We start from the raw sequence: 18615 nt of genomic DNA, 5'->3' as shown, positions 1-18615 counted from the left end.
AAAATTCCTTTTTTATTGATTAGTTGAGTAGCAGTTCGTCGGCGTTGTCGAAGCTTGAATAGCTGGAGGTGATCACCCGGTCGCCGGGTTTGAGCCCCTCCAGCACCTGAAACACGGTGGCGTTTTTCTTGCCCAGGCGAATGGCGGTGCGGTGGGCCTGGTGGCCGTCGCTCGACAGCACAAAGGCCCAGTGGCCGCCGCTGTCGTTAACGAAGGCGCCCTTGTTCAGCAGCACCGCGTTGTCCTGAGGGCTGCTCAGCACCAGATCCACGTCCAGGCTCTGGCCACGTTTGATGCCGGCCAGGTCGCCGGGCAGGTCAATCTCCACGGTGAAGCGAGAGGCGTTGACCCGGCTGTCGATCTTGGTGGTGATGGCGTCGATCAGCCGGCCGTTGACCCGCACCTTGGCGGCCATGCCCAGTTGCACCTGGCTGAGGTAGTACTCGTCCACCTCCACTGCCAGCTTGTACTCGCCGGGCAGGTCAATTTGGCCGAGACGGGCGCCCTTGGTCTTGGACTCGCCCACCACCACGTCCAGGTCGCTGAGGTAGCCGGACACCGGTGCTTTCACCAGCAGGTTGTCCAGGTTCTGACGGGCAAAGGCCAGGTTGGTGTCCAGCATCTTGGCGCTGTCCTCCAACTGGGTGATCTGCGCCTGGCGAATCAGGTTTTCCGCCTGCTGGCGCTCTTGGGTCAGCTGGCGGCGTTTCTGGTAGTAGCTCAGATCCTGCTGCAGGTTGAGCAGGTCGTCCTTGGGGATCAGGTCGCGCTTCTCCAGGGCAATGGCCTGTTTAACCTTGCGCTGCAATTGGTTGATCTGGTGTTCAATCTCCAGCAGATCCCGTTTCAGGTTGAGCTTGTTGGTTTCCATGGTCATCTGGGTGTTGCGCAGGAAGTTGAGCTGCTCGGTGATCTGTGCCTCGCGGCTGATGACGTCCAGCTGCAGGGCGCTGTTGGACAGCTTCACCAGCGGCTGGCCCTCGGTGACAAACTCCCCCTGTTCCACCAGCTTTTGCTCCACCCGGCCACCGCTGATGGCATCCAGGTAGATGCTGGTTTTCGGCTTGATGCTGCCACGCAGTCGCAAGGTGTCCTCAAAGGCACCGGCTTGAACGGTAGTGACCATCAGGGTGGCGCTGTCGACTCGCTGCTGCACGCGGTCGCTGTCGCCATGGCTGAGGGCGTAGGCCGCCGAGGCCAGCACCAGCCCCAACAGGGTGGCGATGACGGCGTTTTTGATGGCCGGGCCGCGGCTCGGGGTGATTTTTCTGTCCATGAGAGGGCTCCTGTTCCTTCAGGTGATAATCAGTAAGGCTTGCGCAGCAGTTCCAGCTGCACGCCGTTGCTTAACAAGTGGCAGTCGCTCATCTGCCAGCCGCTGAGGCTGGTCAGCGGCGCCAGGGCCTGATGACTGGGTTGGCTGTCGATCAGCTGGCAACTGAGCAGCAGTTCGTCCACCCAGCCCCGTTGAATCAGCTGCTGGCAGCGGCTCTGGTTGGTGATCACCACCAGCGTCGGCAGCTGCATCTGTGCCTGTTGCAGCAGCAACCGGGCAAAGGCCTCGGCACCATCGAATTGCTGCAACGACAGTTCACTGCCGGCGGCGTTACGCAGGCCGGCGTAGGCCTGGGTGGCGTCGGCCAGATCGCTGGCCAGGGCGTGGCTGCTCAGCACCCGCTGGCGAATGCGTTGGTTGTGGCCGAACTCGCCATCGAACGCCGCCAGTGGGTGATCGCCGCCACCCAGGGTGGTGGCGCAGACCGCGACCACCCAGGGGCGACCCTGAGTGGCCAGGGTGTAGGGGCCGTAATAGATCTGGTTGCCGATGTCTTTGACCGGAAAACGGTTGATGGTGATGCCGTGATCCGACGCCTGTTTCTGTTGTTGGCCAAACACCCACCACGGGCAATTAATGCTGGGGATGTTGAGCTCACGAATGTTGGCCGCTTTCAGGCTGGGTAACAGCTCGCCCAGGGTGATGAAGCCGTCGTGTGGCGGCGTCGACAGGTACAGGGCGTCGGCCTGCTCCTGCACTGCCGCGTGCAGCAGCGATGACACCGGGTAGCCAAACATGCCGGAGCCAGAGCCGATGCGGCGGTTGTTGCGGGTCAGGGACCAGGCCCAGCCGGAACGCCGGGACAGGTGCTGAGCCTTATCCAGGGTAAACAACAGTTCGCCGGGCAGGGCGCTGTGTTGAGTGTGCTGTGCGTGGTGGGCCTGTGCAGTCATGGCAAACGTCGTCCATATCAGTGATTGGGTTCAGACTAGCCCGAAGTGCCGTGCCGGGTTAGCTGTCAGTTGTGACAGTAGGGCTGATTGCTGTCGTCCCGATCCGCGTCAATGCTCGGTTTGGCGGGGGGGCGCGACGGTGCATCAGTGACGGCGGTAAAGGTAAGGGACGACGGCGCTGGCGACCACCTGTCAGATCTGACATGGGCACAACTGACAGTTATGCCGAGGCGGGGAATTTCTTAATTTTTGCTCACGATTTCGATTCCGAAAAGGTGAGCAACATGTCCAACATTACTGTGATCAACCCACACACTTCTCCTGCCAACCCTGAGCTGTTGAATCAGGTCTTTAAGCTTAGAAATGAGACCTTTAAGCAGCGCCTTGGTTGGGAGGTCAGTTGTGAGGACGGCCTGGAAACCGACAACTTCGATGCGCTGCAGGTGTCGCACATCGCCATGACCGATCATAACGACAGCGTCATCGGCTGCTGGCGCGCGCTGCCGACCCAGGGCCAGTACATGTTGAAGGACGTGTTTCCGGAGTTGCTGCAGGGCGAAGCGGCGCCACAGCAGGAGAAGGTGTGGGAGATCAGCCGTTTTACCGTGCGCAAGGGCGACGGTGAGAAGGGCCGCGGCCTGGTGAATCACTCCACCGCCGCGCTGGTAAAGTCGTTCTACGATTTCGCCATCGATAACGACATTAAGCACTATGTGTTGGTGACCACCGTGGCCTGTGAACGAATCCTGCGTTTGCTGGGGGTGAAAACCCGCCGCATGGGGGCCGGCAAATCGCTGCAGATCGGCATTGAGCGCTCGGTGGCGCTGTGGGTGGAGGTGGACGACAGCCTCAACGTACAACTGGCCAGCTAAGGGGCTATTTAAGGTATTGCTCTTCGCGCCAGGTCGCCAGCCAATGGGGCTTGTGAACCACCAACAGGGTGGTGCTGAAGCCATTGAGCATGGCCTCGGGGAAGAAAAACAGCGGCATCAGAATCAAATAGTTGTCCCGAATAATGGTCCAGTCGTAGTCAAAGCTGAACCAGCTGGCCAGCAACAGGGTGCGAGCCACGAAGCAGACAATGCCATTGAAAAAGCCATCGACGAAGATGTAGATCCACAGGTTGCGGGGCAGGGTGTTGTGGCTCAGGGTCAGGATGGCGAAACTGAGGCCGATGGGCGCAGCCACCCCCAGCAGGCCAACGGCGCCAGCGCCCTGCCAGGGCTCGCTGCCCAGGCCGACACTGGCCAACAGAGCCAGGCTGCCGACCACGATGGCATTACGCCAGCCGAACACCAGGGTGGTGACGGTGAGGGCGACAAAGTGCAGCTCCAGGCCGTCGTAGATTCCGGCTCGCAACTGCCATAAGCCGCTGAGGCCAACGACGAACCCCAGGGTCAGGTGCAAGACGTAGTCGTGTTCTCTAATGGCCTGCCACAGGTTGCCACGGATCAGGCAGTGCAGCGTCAGCCAGATCCACAGTACCCAGGCCAGGCCTTCGGCGGCTGAGGGCATTGAGGTGTCCTTTTCTCTCTCTGTCTTTAAAAGAGTACCTCATTGTGGCCCAGGTTGCTTTAGCGGCAGCTTTTCAGGAAGGTGGCCACCGCGGTATCGGCGTAGCGCTGCAACTGAGCGGAATCCGAGGGCAGCGGCGTCAGCAGGGCCTCGAAGTAACGGGAGCCCCGCAGTGCCCCCAGCAGCTGCTCGGCGCTGTTGTGTGGATCGTCCAATTGCAGCTGGCCATCGGCCACCAGTTGCACCAGTAACTGTTCCAGGGTGGCCAGTGCCCGGCGTGGGCCGCGATCCAGAAAGAACTCCACCAGCTCCTGATCCTGTTTGCTTTGGGCAATCATCAGCCGAAACAGGCCCATGGTTTTTGGGTGATAGACGAAGCTGGTGTAGCTGCGGCAGAAGTGCTGCAGCTGTTGCTCGGTGCTGTGGCTGAGATCCGAATCTACGGCCAGGATGGTCTGCAGTTCGCCGGTCAGCCGGGTCACCACCTCTTTCAGCAGGCCGCGTTTGTCACCGAAATAGTTGTACAGGGTCAGCTTGGAGCCACCGCAGCGCTCGATCAACTGGTCCAGCCCGGTGGCGTCGAAGCCCTGTTGCAGAAACAGCTCGGTGGCGACATCCAAATAATTCTGCTTCTTTTTCAGGCTGGAAGGGCGCATATGGTACTCCTCAGTACAGTTTTTGCCTGGTAGGGCTTGAAATCCATCTTACTACTCAAATATGATACTGTACAGTACAGTATCTTAATGACTGTTGAACCAGACCAAACGACAGTGGGCTTTGACGAGGCGTTGCCGTGGCGGGTTTGCAGACATCTGGATGCTGATGGTGGTTGATTCTTCAATGGTTGTGTCTATGAACAGTGGAAAAAAGAAAGTCCTGGTGGCGCTGACTCTGGTGCTGGTCATCAGCGGATTGTACCTCTATCTGGCGCCGCGGCAAGGCTGGATTGAAACCGATAACGCCTACGTGCAGGGCGAGATTACGCCGGTCAGCGCCGAGGTGGCGGGAGTGGTGACCCGGGTGCTGGTGACCGACAACCAGTGGGTGGAGGCTGGCACCTTGCTGGCGCAGCTGGATAAGCGTAACTACCTGGCGCTGAAGGACAAGGCGGCCGGGTCATTGGCGGAGGTAGAGGCGAGCATTGTTAGTGCCCGGCAGCAGATCGAGATGCAGATCATTGCCGTCAAGGAAGCCGAAACGGCCATCGACTCTGCCGCCACCGATGCGCGTTATCAGCGGGTGGAGTGGCAGCGATTATCGAACCTGTTGCGGGACAACCTGGCGTCGAAATCGACTCATGACGGCCAGAAAACCCGCATGGAGCGGGCCGAGCTGGCGTTGACCTCGTCCAAGCTCAAGCTGGAGGGGGCCCGCCAGGCGCTGGCGACGGCTCGCAGTCAGCTGAAGTTGCTGCAGGCGCGACGGATTCAGGCGGAGTCGGAGCTGGCGTTGGCGCAGCTGAACCTGGAAGACACCGACATTCGGGCACCGGTGGCCGGGGTGGTGGGTAACCGCGCCGTGCGCCAGGGGCGACTGGTGGCGGCAGGTACGCCGCTGCTGTCCATTGTGCCTACCGACCAGGTATGGGTAGAAGCCAACTTTAAAGAGGGCGAGATTGCCCGGCTGAAACCTCGGCAAGCGGTACTGGTGGAGGTGGATGGCTTTCCCGATCACCCCATCGAGGGCCGGGTGCTCAGCATGGCGCCGGCCACCGGGGCTCAGTTCAGCATGATGCCGCCGGACAACGCCACCGGCAATTTTGTCAAAGTGGTGCAGCGGGTGCCGGTGAAGATTGCCCTGAGCTTGCCCGAGGTGCTGCGGGGACGGGTGGTGCCGGGGCTGTCGGCGGTAGTGGCCGTGGATGCCCGCCATGAGTAACCGAATCTGGCCATTGCTGCCACTGGCGCTGCTGATGCTGATCCCGCAAGGGTTGGCATCGGCAATCTACAGCAGCGGCGCCGCCGACATCGCCGGCGCCCTGGGGCTGTCGCTGGATGAGGCCAGTTGGTTCAATGTGCTGTTTATGGTTGGCCAACTGCTGGCGCTGCCCCTGGCCAGCTGGGCGGCCTATCGCTTGGGTAACCGGCGCCTGTTGCGCTCGGCGGCGGCGCTGGGGCTGGGTTGTGCGCTGATCAGCGTGCTGGTCGAGGCGCCGTTGTGGCAGTACGTCGCCTGGCTGGGCCACGGGGTGTGCGCCAGCGTGATGGTGGTGCTGGCACACCGACTGGTGATGACCAACCTGGATTTTGTCCGCATCGCCAAGGCCGAAGCGGTGATGCTGCTGCTGTTTGTGTTAGTGCCCATGGGGCTGTACCCGTTGTTGATGGGGCTGTTGGCGGAGGCGGGCGGATGGCGCTGGGCCTTTGCGCTGCAGTGGATTCCCTACGCGGCGGTGTTGTACTGGGTGCGTTTTGGCCCCTGGCCCTGGCCGGATACGCGTCAACGCATTCGATTGAACCTGCTGCAGGCCGGGTTGTTGAGCGGCTTTATTGTGGCGCTGACGGTACTGCTGATGAAGGGGGAACGCTACAACTGGTTTCGCGATCCCGACTGGGTGGTGCTGGCGGTGGTGACGGCGCTGCTGGGCGCAGGCGTAGTGCTGGCGCTGCGCCGAGGTTGGGGCCGGGGCGAGTATCTGCGTCCAAGCATTTTGCGGGTGCCCAATGCCCGGGTCGGAATGGTCAACGGTGCGGTGGCCGGGTTTGTGGTAATGGCAGCAACCATGTTGACCTCGGGGTTTGTGACCGGAGTGCTGGGGTACAGCCACGCCCAACTGGGGCAGCTTGAGCGGATCAGTTTCTATGGCATGTTGCTGGGGCTGATGCTGGCGATTAAGGTCACCACCACGGAAGGCGGTAAGCCGGAGAAGGTGATTCCCTTAGGCGTGCTGTTGATGGTGATTGCCTGCTCGATACTGACCGGGGTTAGCCCGGACAGTGGCCGCAGCGACCTGTGGCCGGCGATGTTGCTCAAAGGGGTGGCGGTGGGCATTCTCAATGTCACCGTGACCATTCATATTCTGCGGCGGATGCCCAAGGCACAGCTGGTGGAGGCCATTGCTTGGTTTTACCTGTTCAGAAACCTGGGATCCTTGCTGGCCAGTGTCGAGTTTTCCCGCTTGCAGGCGTTTGATGCCGCCAACGCCAGCCTGGTAATGGCGGGGCACCTCAGCAGCCGCAGTGATGCCTTTGTTCAGCAGTCGTTGCAGCTGCAGCAGGCCGTGGGAGGCCACAGTGCGGCGCTGATCGGCCAGGCCCTGCAGCAACAGGTGGCGTCGGTGGCGAGCATCAACGGTTTCCAGTGGCTGATTGCCTCCATCGGCGGTTGTACGGTACTGATGATCAGTGCCATGAAGTGGGCCCAGCGTCAGAGCGCTTGAGCATTGCCTTCGGCCATCGGCAGACAGTAAAAAGGGAGCTCTCAGGCTCCCTTTTTTGGTTGGCACGGTGTGCCGGCATCAGTATTTGGTCTTCAGCCCTTTGGCTTCGAAGATCGCCTGGATGCGTTTCATTGTGTCGCCGCTTGGCGGCTTGACGCCGTCCAGCTGGTACTCTTCGCCCAGCGCGGTCCATTTGTGCTTGCCCAGTTCGTGGTAGGGCAGCAATTCGACCAATTCGACGTTGCCCATGGGGGCGATGCGCTCGGCCAGTTGCTCGGCGGAGGCGTCGTCGTCGGTGTAGCCGGGAACCACCACATAGCGGATCCAGGTGCGCTGATTGCGCTTGGTCAGGTAGTCGGCAAACTGCAGCGGCCGTTTGTTGGAAACGCCCACCAGGTTGCGGTGAATATCGTCGTTGATCTGCTTAAGATCCAGCATGACCAGATCGGTGTTGTCCAGCAGGGTGTCAATGGCGGGAGTGTAGGTGCGCACCATGCCATTGGTGTCCAGACAGGTGTCGATGTCGTGCTCTTTACAGCGCCGGAACAGTTCGGCGACGAACTCCGGCTGCAGGATGGCTTCGCCGCCGCTGGCGGTGACGCCACCGCCGCTGGCTTCAAAGAAGTAGCGGTAGGAGTCCACTTGGTTCATGACCTCATCAACGGTCACGATTTTACCGCCGTCGAGATCCCAGGTGTCCCGGTTGTGGCAGTACTGACAGCGCATCAGGCATCCTTGCATGAACACAATAAAGCGGATTCCGGGCCCATCGACGGTGCCACAGGATTCCCAAGAATGAATTCGGCCTTCGACGCTCATTGTCTCTCCGTTTGCCCGGTTAATAAGTTCTTCTTTATCAGTTCGTTATATGTCGATCTTCAAAAGAGGAAACCTCGGGCCTGTAATGTAAAAAAGGCTCTGTCAGAGACAGAGCCTTAATGTTAACTCGATTTCACCAAACTTACATGGTTTCGGTGAAGGTACGAGTGATTACGTCTTGCTGCTGCTCTTTGGTCAGAGCGTTGAAGCGTACGGCGTAACCAGATACACGGATGGTCAGCTGAGGGTACTTCTCTGGATTCTCAACGGCATCCAGCAGCATCTCGCGGTTCATCACGTTCACGTTCAGGTGTTGACCACCTTCACGAGTCTGGGTGTTCTTGAAGTAACCGTCCATCAGGGCAGCCAGGTTCGCGCGGCGACCGTCGTCGTCTTTGCCCAGGGCGCCAGGTACGATAGAGAAGGTGTAAGAGATACCATCTTTAGCGTGGGCGAACGGCAGTTTACCAACGGAGGTCAGGGACGCTACCGCACCAGACTCATCACGACCGTGCATTGGGTTGGCGCCTGGAGCGAATGGCTGGCCAGCGCGACGACCGTCAGGGGTGTTACCGGTCTTCTTACCATATACCACGTTAGAGGTGATGGTCAGAATGGACTGAGTCGGGGTGGAGTTGCGGTAAGTCTTCAGCGCACGGATCTTGTTCATGAAGCTTTCAACCAGCTCACAAGCAATGTCATCCACACGTGGGTCGTTGTTACCGAACTTCGGATAGTCGCCTTCGATTTCGAAATCGGTAGCAACACCGTCTTCGTCACGTACCGCTTTCACCTTGGCGTACTTAATGGCTGCCAGGGAGTCAGCAGTGATAGACAGACCGGCGATACCACAAGCCATGGTGCGCTCAACGTCTTTGTCCATCAGAGCCAGCAGAGACGCTTCGTAGCTGTACTTGTCGTGCATGTAGTGGATGGTGTTCAGTGCGGTCACGTACTGCTTAGCCAGCCAATCCATGAAGGTGTCCAGCTTGGCGTATACGGTATCGTAGTCCAGAACCTCATCAGTGATGGCGTCCATCTTAGGACCGATCTGGGCCTTAGACTTCTCATCCACACCGCCGTTGATTGCGTACAGCAGGGTCTTGGCCAGGTTGGCACGGGCGCCGAAGAACTGCATGTGCTTACCCAGAATCTGTGGGGATACACAGCAAGCGATGGCGTAATCGTCAGACTGGAAGTCAGGACGCATCAGGTCATCGTTTTCGTACTGGATGGAAGAAGTATCGATGGATACTTTGGCACAGTACTTCTTGAAGCCTTCTGGCAGACCTTCAGACCACAGTACAGTGATGTTTGGCTCTGGAGAAGGACCCATGGTGTACTGGGTGTTCAGGAAGCGGAAGCAGTTCTTGGTAACCAGAGAACGGCCGTCAACGCCCATACCAGCCATGGACTCGGTGGCCCAGATTGGGTCGCCGGAGAACAGCTGATCGTACTCAGGAGTACGCAGGAAGCGAACCATACGCAGCTTCATTACGAAGTGGTCAACCATCTCCTGAGCTTGCTCTTCAGTCAGCAGGCCAGCTTTCAGGTCACGCTCAATGTACACGTCCAGGAAGGTGGATACGCGGCCCAGAGACATGGCGGCGCCGTTCTGAGACTTAATGGCAGCCAGGTAACCGAAGTAGGTCCACTGGATGGCTTCTTGAGCGGTTTCCGCAGGACGGGAGATGTCGAAGCCGTACTTGTCAGCCATGACTTTCATCTGGCCCAGGGCACGGTGCTGCTCGGCGATCTCTTCACGCAGGCGGATGGTGTCTTCCAGGTCCACACCATTTTCCAGATCGTTCTGGGTGCTGTGGAATTGGTTCAGCTTGTCCTGCATCAGGAAGTCGATGCCGTACAGAGCGATACGACGGTAGTCACCGATGATACGGCCACGGCCGTAGGCATCTGGCAGACCAGTCAGTACGCCAGACTTACGGCAGCGCAGGATATCAGGAGTGTAGACATCGAAAACGCCAGCGTTGTGGGTTTTACGGTAGTCGGTGTAGATCTCCTTGGTCACTGGGTCCAGCTCGCGATCGTACGCTTTGCAGGAACCTTCAACCATACGGATACCGCCATTAGGGATAATGGCACGCTTCAGAGGCGCTTCGGTCTGCAGACCAACGATGGTTTCCAGATCTTTGTTGATGTAGCCAGCGTCGTGAGCGGTGATGGTGGAGATTTTGGAGGTGTCGAAGTCAACCGGCGCGTGAGTGGTGTTCTCAATGCGGATGCCTTCCATTACCTTAGCCCACAGCTCGTCGGTGGCGTTGGTGGCACCGGCTAGAAAGGACTCGTCGCCTTCATAAGGAGTGTAGTTCTTCTGGATGAAGTCACGAACGTTAACTTCGGTCTTCCAGTCACCTGCTGCAAAGCCTTCCCAAGCCTTTGCAAACTGAGTCGTTTTCTCTGTCATAGTGTTTAACCTTTAACAAATGTAAAGATGATACGTTTCGTCATTGACGGCACGTTAGGGTGTCCCCTTTATGACGAAGCGATTTTTCAATACCGCCAACTGATTGCTCAAAAGGCAGTACCGGTTGCATTAAAACTGCAAAACTGTCGGTTGACGCCCCCACCATTTACTCATTCACAGTGTGCTCGGTGGTACCACGTTATACCCAACCTTGAGTATAGGTAGAGGAAGCCTGTGACGCCCCTCTGCCATCGCCAGATTGCTCTGTTCGTCACACTCCGGTGGCGAAATCCAAGCTACCCAGTTTGGGGTAGTTTGAAAACGATTCAACCAAATTGGTTTTACCATTGTTCCAGAGCATAGCCCCTGTAACAACTTTTCGGCCTAATCATGGTCAGCTTTGTGAGGGCTATCATGAATTGGAATGGAGTCATGCGCTGGATCGATATTATTTGCTGAAAAAATGTGATGGGGATCGGGGTTAGTTTGTAAAATAAACGCTTTTATAGTGAATCACTTTTTCATTGCCATTGATTGTCGAATTATCTGTCATCGTTTACCATCGCCGCAGCCTGACCCCCTGTAAAATCGGCCTGTTGGAAGCAGTTTTTCGTTCTTTGACCAAGACCACAAGTCTCGATTCGGGGTATAAAGGGAAGGCACTGATGTTGAATAAGAAAAGGAACACGCTGTGAGCGGTGACTCCCTTCCGGCCAGGTTGACCATCAAGGCGGTGGCTCTGACTCTGGCCTATTTCCTGCTGTGGGCCCTGGGGCCGCTGTTGTTTGGTGGCGATGCCACCGTGCCGGAACGGGTGGCTGGGCTGCCACTGTGGTTCTGGTTTTCCTGTGTGCTGGCCCCGGGCGGACTGATCCTGGCGGCCTACCTGCTGTTACTGCGACGTTGATACCGTGAATCCAATACTGATCTCCATTCTTGCGTACCTGCTGCTGACGCTGCTGGTCTCGCGCCTGGCGGCGGCCCGCTCTGAAAACGAGGCGGGCTTTTCCCGCCAACATTTCCTCGGCGGCCAGTTTATGGGCGGCGGCATCCTGGCGCTGTCTCTGGTGGCCACCTACACCAGTGCCAGTTCCTTCATTGGCGGCCCGGGGGCCGCCTATACCTATGGTCTGGGCTGGGTGCTGCTGGCGGTGATTCAGGTGCCGGTGGCGATGCTGACCCTGGGGGTGCTGGGGCCACGGTTGTGGACGCTGGCAAAATCCAGCCAGGCGGTGACCATTCTCGACATCTTCCGCGACCGCTATCGATCCAAGCCGCTGCTGTGGCTGGCGGGGATCAGCCTGGTGGCAGGGTTTCTGGGAATGATCGTGGTGCAGTTTACCAGCGGTGCCAGGTTGCTGAGTGTGGTGGCGCAGATTGACTACACCACGGCGCTGCTGCTGTTTGTGGCTACGGTGGTGATCTACACCTTATGGGGCGGTTTTCGTGCCGTCAGCTACACCGATGCCATTCAGGGGCTGATCATGTTGGCGGGCATGTTTGCCCTGTTGATGGGGGTGCTCAGCCATGGCGGCGGTGTGACTCACCTGACCTCGCAGATGGCGCAGATCGATCCGGGGTTATTGCAGCCCCATGGTCCGGATGGCTTCATGTCCTGGCCGTTTCTGTTGTCGTTCTGGGTGCTGGTGTGCTTTGGTACCATCGGCCTGCCTCACACGGTGCTGCGGGTGATGGCGGCCCGGGATGGTAAGGCCATTGCCCGGGCCATGGTACTGGGGACCGCAGTAACGGCGCTGGTGACCCTGCTTCCCCATCTGATCGGCGCCCTGGGGCGACCGCTGGTGTCCAACCTCAACAGCCCGGATGAGGTGATCCCCACCCTGATGGTGCAGCTGTTCTCGCCCTGGGTGGCGGGCTTGCTGCTGGCGGCCCCCATTGCGGCGGTGATGTCGTCGGTGGACTCGATGCTGCTGCAGGCCACTTCGACCCTGGTGAATGACCTGGCGATGCAGGGGCGTCAGCTCAGCGAATCTCAGCAGAAGTGGCTGACCCGGGGCGTGACTCTGGTGGTGGCCGCCAGTTGCACCCTGTTGGCGCTGGACCCGCCGCAGATGATCATCTGGCTGAATATGGCGGCCTTTGGGGCGCTGCAGGTGGTGTTCCTGTGGCCGCTGGTGCTGGGATTATTCTGGCCCGCCGCCCGCAGCGAGGCGGCCTTGGCCTCGGTGCTGACTGGGTTGAGCTGTTACCTGCCGATGACCTTTATGAAGATAAAGCTGGCCAACATGCACGCCATCGTGCCGGCGCTGGCGCTGTCGCTGCTGGGGTTTGTGCTGGTGCAGTGGTGGCTGAGCCGGCGTTGTTAGCCTCTAAGCTGAGCGTGAACACAGCGACCCTCGGGTCGCTTTTTTTGTGCCAGCTTGGCGGCGGCAACCCTGGGTTGAGTGTTAGCAAAGGCAGCGCATTTGAACCGGTGTTGCGAGTGGCGAGCCCGGTGGCGAAATCGCTGCGCCGATGTCGACCCAATTGGTGAACGGGCAAGGGCAAACCGGCGTGGATTGCATCGATACCAGGGTGGGACTGAATCGCAATCGGCAGACTGCGACTATCTACGCTAATCTTGTTCAAGATCAAACATTTGATAACTGCTGTTTTTGAGTGGGAATAACCCATTTTTATCTTTTATAACCAGCACTTATCAACTTTCACCTGAAATTGACCTGAAGGCCATCCCGATTCTTTGTGATCAGGCTAACGTTTCGTGGTTTGACATCGATTCGGGGGTGAAGTTTAATTCAGCCGATTTATTTTTAGTAAAATGGTCTTACCAATTAGCCGATTGTGGCGGTCAGGTAAGGCGTTAAGTTGTTGTGTCGGCTGGTTGCCGCCGCCACAAGCACCATCGTGATTTTTAACCGAGGTTGATAAGCATGCGGGACGTAGAAAACTCGAGCTATAGCGAGTTGCACAAGCCTAGCAGTGAATTTGACAGCCGTTCAGACTATCTGGACCACGAGCTGCAAATTATGAAGCCACGTCGCTGGGGTCTGAACCTTCCTGGCCGTGATTTCCGTTTTGAGTGGGAAGATTTGGTACCAGCCATCGCCGGTACCATCGGCATCACCGTGATGTATTCCGCCGTAATGGCAGCCTGGGGTGCAGGCCTGACCGAGCGGTGGGAACACGTGAACCTGGGCGCCGAGTGGGCCATTGAGGTGGTTCGCGTTGAGATGCTGATCCCGGCTCTGCTGTTTTGTATTCTGGGCTCGGGTTTCATTAACCCGCGTGCCAACCTGGCCGGTAACCACGGCCCGATGATTCCCCTGATCGGCGCCATCGCGCTGGCGGGCGCTCACCCTCTGGCCCTGGCGATTCTGCTGGGTGTCTTTGGTTTGCTGCTCAGTTACTTCAAGGGGGGCTCGAAACTCGTTAACCTCACCGGAGAGGGGGTCGCCGGCGGTCTGCTGGTGTACCTGGGAGCCATGGGCTCCATGGGACAGATCGGTTCTCTGTTTACCTGGGCCGAAGGCCTGCAGGCGAAGCACGCCCTGGATTACAGCCTGAGCCACGTGGCTCTGATGATCCTGGCCGTCAACATCATCGTCTACTCGGTGCTGGCGCGCTTGGGTAAGCGTTGGTTGGCGATTCCACTGTGTTCCATCGCCGCCGTTGCCATCGCCTTTGCGTTCGGCGCCGGTCTGGATCTGAAGTTCGTAACCGCTCCTGGTCTGCCTAACCTGAATCCTGTGTACTGGTGGGGCTCCACCGAGACCGGCTGGCAGCTGGGCTTGCCTAACCTGCAGCACTTCATCGCCTCTCTGCCGTTCGCCATCCTGGCGGTTGCCATGTGGTCTCCGGACTTCCTGGGTCACCGTATCTTCCAGGAGCTGAACTACCCTAAGAAGACCGACAAGGTGCTGATGGACGTGGATGACACCATGACCTGCTGCTCCCTGCGTCAGATGGTGGGTACTGCTTTTGGTGGCGGTAACATCACCTCCTCCTGGGGTACTTACATGATTCCGGCGGCGATTGCCAAGCGTCCTATCCCTGCTGGTGCCATCGTACTGGGTGTTCTGTGTATTGTGGTTGCTATGATCGGCTACCCAATGGACATCACCGTATGGCGTCCTGTTATGTCCATCGCGCTGCTGGTTGGGGTATTCCTGCCGCTGCTGGAAGCGGGCATGCAGATGGTGAAGGACACCAAAGACTCCCAGTCTGCCGGTATCTGTATCTTCGCCTCCATCGTGGTAAACCCGGTATTTGCCTGGGCCCTGACCATGCTGCTGGACAACAACGGCCTGATCGGTGACAAAGAGCGCGCCAACAAGCTGTCGTTTGCTGACCGCCTGATTATCCCTGGTGGTGCCTTTATCATCTGTGTCGCGGCCATGCTGGCCGTGGGCATGCTGCCAGGCGTTCCAGCTCTGCTGTAACCCGGCTTTCGCCCCACAGACAAAAACGCAGCCAGCTGGCTGCGTTTTTTTATGGCTGCGGTTTGGCTGTGTGAGGTGTTTAGGCTGCCTCGGCCCGCACGTTGCCCGGTAGGGCTTCGAGTTTCTCGACCAACACCTTGGATTCAATCTGAGTCGGGGCACTGAGCTCCAGGGTGGCGGTAAAGACGGTACGGCCCAGATCCGCTGCCGTCAGCCTGAGGCTGTCAAAGTTGACGATGTTGATGTCCATCTCATGAATGGCGCCGGTAATGTCGTGAATCAGCCCGGCGCGGTCATCGGCATCGACCTGCAATGCCAGGGTAAACCGGGCATCGTTGCGGCTGGCTGGAGGCGTGAACTGACTGGTGATGTCGGGATGAGCGCTGAACTGGCGCTGAAGGGCGTCCAGGTTGTGTTCCGGCAGTTCAATCTCCAGCAAAATGGCGGTTTGGCCGGCCAGGTGGATCACCTTACTGCTGAGCCATTTGCCTTCCAACTCATGAGTGAATCCGGCCAGTTGCTTGAGCAGACCGGAGCGGTCGGCGCCGGTGACGGTGGCGATGGTGCGTATCTTCATCCGCTACTCCTTACCCTGAAGGGTCTGAGGGACTGCAGGTCGCCTGACACGGTGCGAAAGAGGCGTTCCTGCGCCTTATTGTTATGGGTGCTGCGAGCCTAACCGGAGTCAGGTTGAGCGCTGAATCCGGAGTCTGCTCCTATCACTGTAGCAGGTCTGATGAGGCCACCGCTGATCCAGATTAATCAATGGCGTCGAAAGGGCAGATAAAAACATGCCACCGCAAGCGGTGGCATGTTAGTAGGGTGGGTGCCCTGACGGGCACCAGAGTGTTAGCACACAGGCCACATTGCGGTTAGGCAATGCTGGTGAGGCGGTCGCGAATTTCCCGGCCTTTTTCGGTCAGGTAGGCGCGTTTGATACGGTAGTCTTGTTCGTCGATGCGCAACTCGACCAATCCCAGTCCTTGGCGGCCGGAGTGCACGCGGTCTGATAACAGACGGGCATTACGACTGGCGCTGGCCTGGGACATCTCGAAGCGTTCCTGCAGATCTTTGATGGAGCACCCTTCCTCTTGACACACCTGCATGAACATCAGGCAAGTCTGAGGGGGAATCTCAGAGTAGACGTCTCTAAAAATCTCTACGGCATCCATCAGTTTGGACAATTGAGCTTGTGCCATTATTTTTTGTTTCCTCTGGTCAAGGCTCTTTGGTGATCGACGCATTCTTATAATTAAAATCGCGATCAATTGAGTGTTTCATGCGTATTGATATCAGCAGATATGTTCGATAGCCAGTTTTAAAAAATGAAAATTTGATCTCGAATACATTGCGACTGAAAAAACTGCATAATTAAAACTTCATTCGGACGTTTTATTTACAACCCGATAACTGTGTAAAGGGTTGAATAACTACTCTAATAAAAGGCTGAGAGGTGTATTTGCAAGAATAAGCGGAGTTTATCTAGTGATAGACTCCGTCGATATGGCGGGGATTGGTTCAGTTCTGGTTAAGTTTTGCTGCTAATTGTCGTCCAGATGGGCGCGTGATCAGACGGTTTCTCTATACCTCTCAAATCATAATCCACATCCGACTCTAATAGCCTTTCCGATAACGATTTGGTTGTCAGAATGACATCTATTCGCAACCCTCTATTATCATTGAAGCCTTTAGAGCGATAATCAAACCAACTATAGCGATCGCAAATTTCAGGATTTAAATATCTGAAACTGTCTGTTAATCCCCAACTAACTAATTTATCTAGCCATTCTCGTTCTTCGGGAAGAAATGAGCACTTGCCGGTTTTGAGCCAGCGTTTGGCATTGGCTTCACCGATGCCGATGTCCAAATCGGTCGGGCTGATGTTGATGTCGCCCATCACCACCAGTTTGTCGTCCGGCGAGTGGTGGGAGTCCAGGTGGCTCATCAGATCGGCATAGAACTTCTGCTTGGCGGGAAACTTGGTTTCGTGGCTGCGGTTCTCCCCCTGAGGGAAGTAGCCGTTGAGGATTCGAATGGGGCTGCCATCGTCATCGTCAATGGTGACCATGATCATCCGCTTTTGCGCGTCTTCATCATCGGTCAGCCAGCCTTTCTGGACGTCCTTAGGTGGCTGTTTGGTCAACAGCGCCACACCATAGTGTCCTTTCTGTCCATGGTGCTCGACGTGATAACCCATGGCCTGTACCGCTTCCAGCGGAAACTGTGGATCATCGACTTTGATCTCCTGCAAGCCGATGACGTCCGGTTGGTGGACGTCGATCAGGGCTTGCAGTTGATGCAGGCGAGCGCGTATGCCATTGATGTTGAATGACACAAACTTCATAGCGTCACCTTAATGGGTTAGGGAAGAACCAGCTTGTAGGGCTTGATGGTGGAGTTGGCGTAGACGCCGGCTTCGATGTACGGGTCGGCATCGGCCCAGCTTTGAGCGTCGGCCAGAGAGTCGAAGTCGGCAATAACCAGTGAGCCGGTAAAGCCTGCTTCGCCTGGATCGTCACTGTCGATGGCGGGCAGCGGGCCGGCGGCGAACAGGCGGCCTTCCTCTTTCAGTTGCTGCAGTCGTGCCAGGTGAGCGGGACGCGAGGTTTTGCGCATCGGCAGGCTGTTTTCCACGTCTTCGGAGTAGATCATATACCACATAGAGCGATCCTAGTTTTGTGAGTGAAATCCGTCTGATTATCAGTGCTCACTGTGCCAGAGTAAAGGCCGTATCCCGGATTCAATTCTCGGATCATGAATTTAGCTCATTGCCCCGCCAGTGCTGGCGGGGCCGCTATCAATTTTCCCCTGCAATCTCTGCGGTTACAGAGTTGCTTACTTCGGCTTTGTAGTTCGCTTCCATGAGCAGAGGCATTGGGCGGTAGCTGGAGTGAGCGGTGACGCTCTTGCCTTGCATCTCCTGCAGTTTCTCCAGGTTGTCCTGAGCCTTGGCGAAGTAGATGGGGGAAGCGTCGATGGCCCGCCAGAACAGCTCTTTGGCGTCGGCGTAGCGGCCTTCCAGCATGGCAAAGTAACCCAGATCGTTGAGGGCGTCGGCTTCTGGCATGACCTGTTTCAGTGATACCAGGGCCCGTTTGTAGTGCTTCATTCGGGCGTACACCAGCCCCAGGTTGGTCCAGGCCCGTTTAAAGTCGGGTTGCTTTTGAACCGCTTGCCTCAGGTGGATCTCCGCTTGCCTGAGGTCGCCGTCCAGGTAGTAGGAGTAGCCCAGGTTGGTGAGGACATTGGCGGCGCCCGGAGCCCGGGCCAGCACCAGCTGGTACATCTCTCTCGCCTGTGCGTATTCGCCGCTGAGGTCATGCAGGATCCCCAGGGCGTTGTAGCATCGCAGCGGGGAGGTCTTATCCAGTGGCTGCAGCGCCTGCTCGTCTCCGTCTCCCACCAGAACCTGATGGTTGGCGCTGAGGAGTCGCTGCTGGTCGAGGTTTTTGGCTTTGGTCAGGTAGGTGCGGGCTTGCTGGTTCTCACCGGCCTTGAGCTTATGCAGTGCCAGGGCGGTCAGGGCCTCGATGTTATCGGGCTCCTTTTTAAGCACGTCCTGAAACGCCCGCAAGGCGTACTCGGTGTTGCCGAGCTGGGTCTGGACCTGGCCAATGTGAAACAGAATGTCGGCATCGCCGGGCTGCTGTTCCAGTGCTTCCAGGTAATGTTTGAGGGCGGCATCGTACTGGCCGCGTTTTTGCGCCGCCTGCGCCTGGCCAAGCAGGTTATTGATGTCCGGGGGCTCGTACGCCGGTGGCTCCGGAGCCGAGGCGCAGCCACTGAGCTGCAAGGTGACAATGACGGTCAACAGGGCTGAGATAAGCTTATTGGTCATGATTATTCCT

The 18615-nt window shown here is 57.7% G+C and carries 17 protein-coding genes; 6 read left to right on the top strand and 11 right to left on the bottom strand.

Annotated elements, in window-relative coordinates:
* Positions 1 to 19 precede the first annotated feature (19 nt).
* Positions 20 to 1276 carry an efflux RND transporter periplasmic adaptor subunit gene (locus tag H598_RS0110595; RefSeq protein WP_028113002.1) on the bottom strand — a complete coding sequence of 419 codons (1257 nt, stop codon included), beginning with the start codon at positions 1274 to 1276 and terminating at the stop codon, positions 20 to 22.
* A gap of 29 nt (positions 1277 to 1305) precedes the next feature.
* Positions 1306 to 2229, bottom strand: a complete 924-nt coding sequence (locus tag H598_RS0110590) for a hypothetical protein (RefSeq protein WP_028113001.1) — start codon at positions 2227 to 2229, stop codon at positions 1306 to 1308.
* 284 nt (positions 2230 to 2513) lie between these two features.
* On the opposite strand from H598_RS0110590, the gene H598_RS0110585 reads away from it, so the two are divergent.
* Positions 2514 to 3101, top strand: a complete 588-nt coding sequence (locus H598_RS0110585) for an acyl-homoserine-lactone synthase (protein ID WP_028113000.1) — start codon at positions 2514 to 2516, stop codon at positions 3099 to 3101.
* Positions 3102 to 3105: 4 nt separating this feature from the next.
* Here H598_RS0110585 and H598_RS24015 read toward each other — a convergent pair whose 3' ends face one another.
* The gene (locus H598_RS24015) at positions 3106 to 3744 is read right to left on the bottom strand and encodes a hypothetical protein (RefSeq protein WP_051252659.1); all 639 of its coding nucleotides are present in this window, start codon (positions 3742 to 3744) and stop codon (positions 3106 to 3108) included.
* 59 nt (positions 3745 to 3803) lie between these two features.
* Positions 3804 to 4400, bottom strand: a complete 597-nt coding sequence (locus H598_RS0110575) for a TetR/AcrR family transcriptional regulator (RefSeq protein WP_028112999.1) — start codon at positions 4398 to 4400, stop codon at positions 3804 to 3806.
* A gap of 196 nt (positions 4401 to 4596) precedes the next feature.
* Here H598_RS0110575 and H598_RS0110570 point away from each other — a divergent pair, with 196 nt between their 5' ends.
* Together H598_RS0110570 and H598_RS0110565 are read left to right on the top strand one after the other, a co-directional pair.
* Positions 4597 to 5622, top strand: coding sequence for an HlyD family secretion protein (locus tag H598_RS0110570; RefSeq protein ID WP_028112998.1), 1026 nt, complete (start codon positions 4597 to 4599; stop codon positions 5620 to 5622).
* Complete coding sequence (locus tag H598_RS0110565) at positions 5615 to 7123, top strand: MFS transporter (protein WP_028112997.1); 1509 nt, start codon at positions 5615 to 5617, stop codon at positions 7121 to 7123. The genes H598_RS0110570 and H598_RS0110565 overlap by 8 nt, the downstream gene beginning before the upstream one ends.
* Before the next feature lie 78 nt (positions 7124 to 7201).
* Here H598_RS0110565 and pflA read toward each other — a convergent pair whose 3' ends face one another.
* A complete protein-coding gene (pflA, locus tag H598_RS0110560) occupies positions 7202 to 7942 on the bottom strand; it encodes a pyruvate formate lyase 1-activating protein (RefSeq protein WP_028112996.1) in 741 nt (246 codons plus the stop codon).
* A 142-nt stretch (positions 7943 to 8084) separates the two neighbouring features.
* Positions 8085 to 10367, bottom strand: coding sequence for a formate C-acetyltransferase (pflB, locus tag H598_RS0110555; RefSeq protein WP_028112995.1), 2283 nt, complete (start codon positions 10365 to 10367; stop codon positions 8085 to 8087).
* A 691-nt stretch (positions 10368 to 11058) separates the two neighbouring features.
* On the opposite strand from pflB, the gene H598_RS0110550 reads away from it, so the two are divergent.
* The 3 genes from H598_RS0110550 (at position 11059) to H598_RS0110540 (ending at position 14767) form a co-directional block, all read left to right on the top strand.
* On the top strand, positions 11059 to 11274 hold the full coding sequence (locus H598_RS0110550; protein WP_028112994.1) for a DUF997 family protein: 216 nt from the start codon (positions 11059 to 11061) through the stop codon (positions 11272 to 11274).
* Between the two features lie 4 nt (positions 11275 to 11278).
* A complete protein-coding gene (panF, locus tag H598_RS0110545; RefSeq protein WP_028112993.1) occupies positions 11279 to 12694 on the top strand; it encodes a sodium/pantothenate symporter in 1416 nt (471 codons plus the stop codon).
* Between the two features lie 564 nt (positions 12695 to 13258).
* The gene (locus tag H598_RS0110540) at positions 13259 to 14767 is read left to right on the top strand and encodes a DUF3360 family protein (protein ID WP_028112992.1); all 1509 of its coding nucleotides are present in this window, start codon (positions 13259 to 13261) and stop codon (positions 14765 to 14767) included.
* A gap of 79 nt (positions 14768 to 14846) precedes the next feature.
* Here the strand turns inward: H598_RS0110540 and H598_RS0110535 are convergent, their stop codons facing one another.
* The 5 genes from H598_RS0110535 to H598_RS24005 form a co-directional block, all read right to left on the bottom strand.
* On the bottom strand, positions 14847 to 15344 hold the full coding sequence (locus H598_RS0110535; protein WP_028112991.1) for a glycine cleavage system transcriptional repressor: 498 nt from the start codon (positions 15342 to 15344) through the stop codon (positions 14847 to 14849).
* 295 nt (positions 15345 to 15639) lie between these two features.
* A complete protein-coding gene (locus tag H598_RS24010) occupies positions 15640 to 15966 on the bottom strand; it encodes a helix-turn-helix domain-containing protein (RefSeq protein WP_051252658.1) in 327 nt (108 codons plus the stop codon).
* 329 nt (positions 15967 to 16295) lie between these two features.
* Entirely contained in the window at positions 16296 to 17111 is an 816-nt protein-coding gene (xthA, locus tag H598_RS0110525; RefSeq protein WP_028112989.1) for an exodeoxyribonuclease III, read from the bottom strand.
* A gap of 17 nt (positions 17112 to 17128) precedes the next feature.
* Positions 17129 to 17428: a YciI family protein gene (locus tag H598_RS0110520; RefSeq protein WP_028112988.1), complete on the bottom strand. Its 300-nt coding sequence runs from the start codon at positions 17426 to 17428 to the stop codon at positions 17129 to 17131.
* Between the two features lie 136 nt (positions 17429 to 17564).
* On the bottom strand, positions 17565 to 18605 hold the full coding sequence (locus H598_RS24005; RefSeq protein ID WP_051252657.1) for a tetratricopeptide repeat protein: 1041 nt from the start codon (positions 18603 to 18605) through the stop codon (positions 17565 to 17567).
* Between the last annotated feature and the right edge of the window lie 10 nt (positions 18606 to 18615).

The organism is Ferrimonas kyonanensis DSM 18153 (genome assembly GCF_000425405.1).
Lineage (GTDB): Bacteria > Pseudomonadota > Gammaproteobacteria > Enterobacterales > Shewanellaceae > Ferrimonas > Ferrimonas kyonanensis.
Note: the sequence above shows the minus strand (reverse complement) of the source record. Positions and strands in the feature narration are given on the sequence as shown.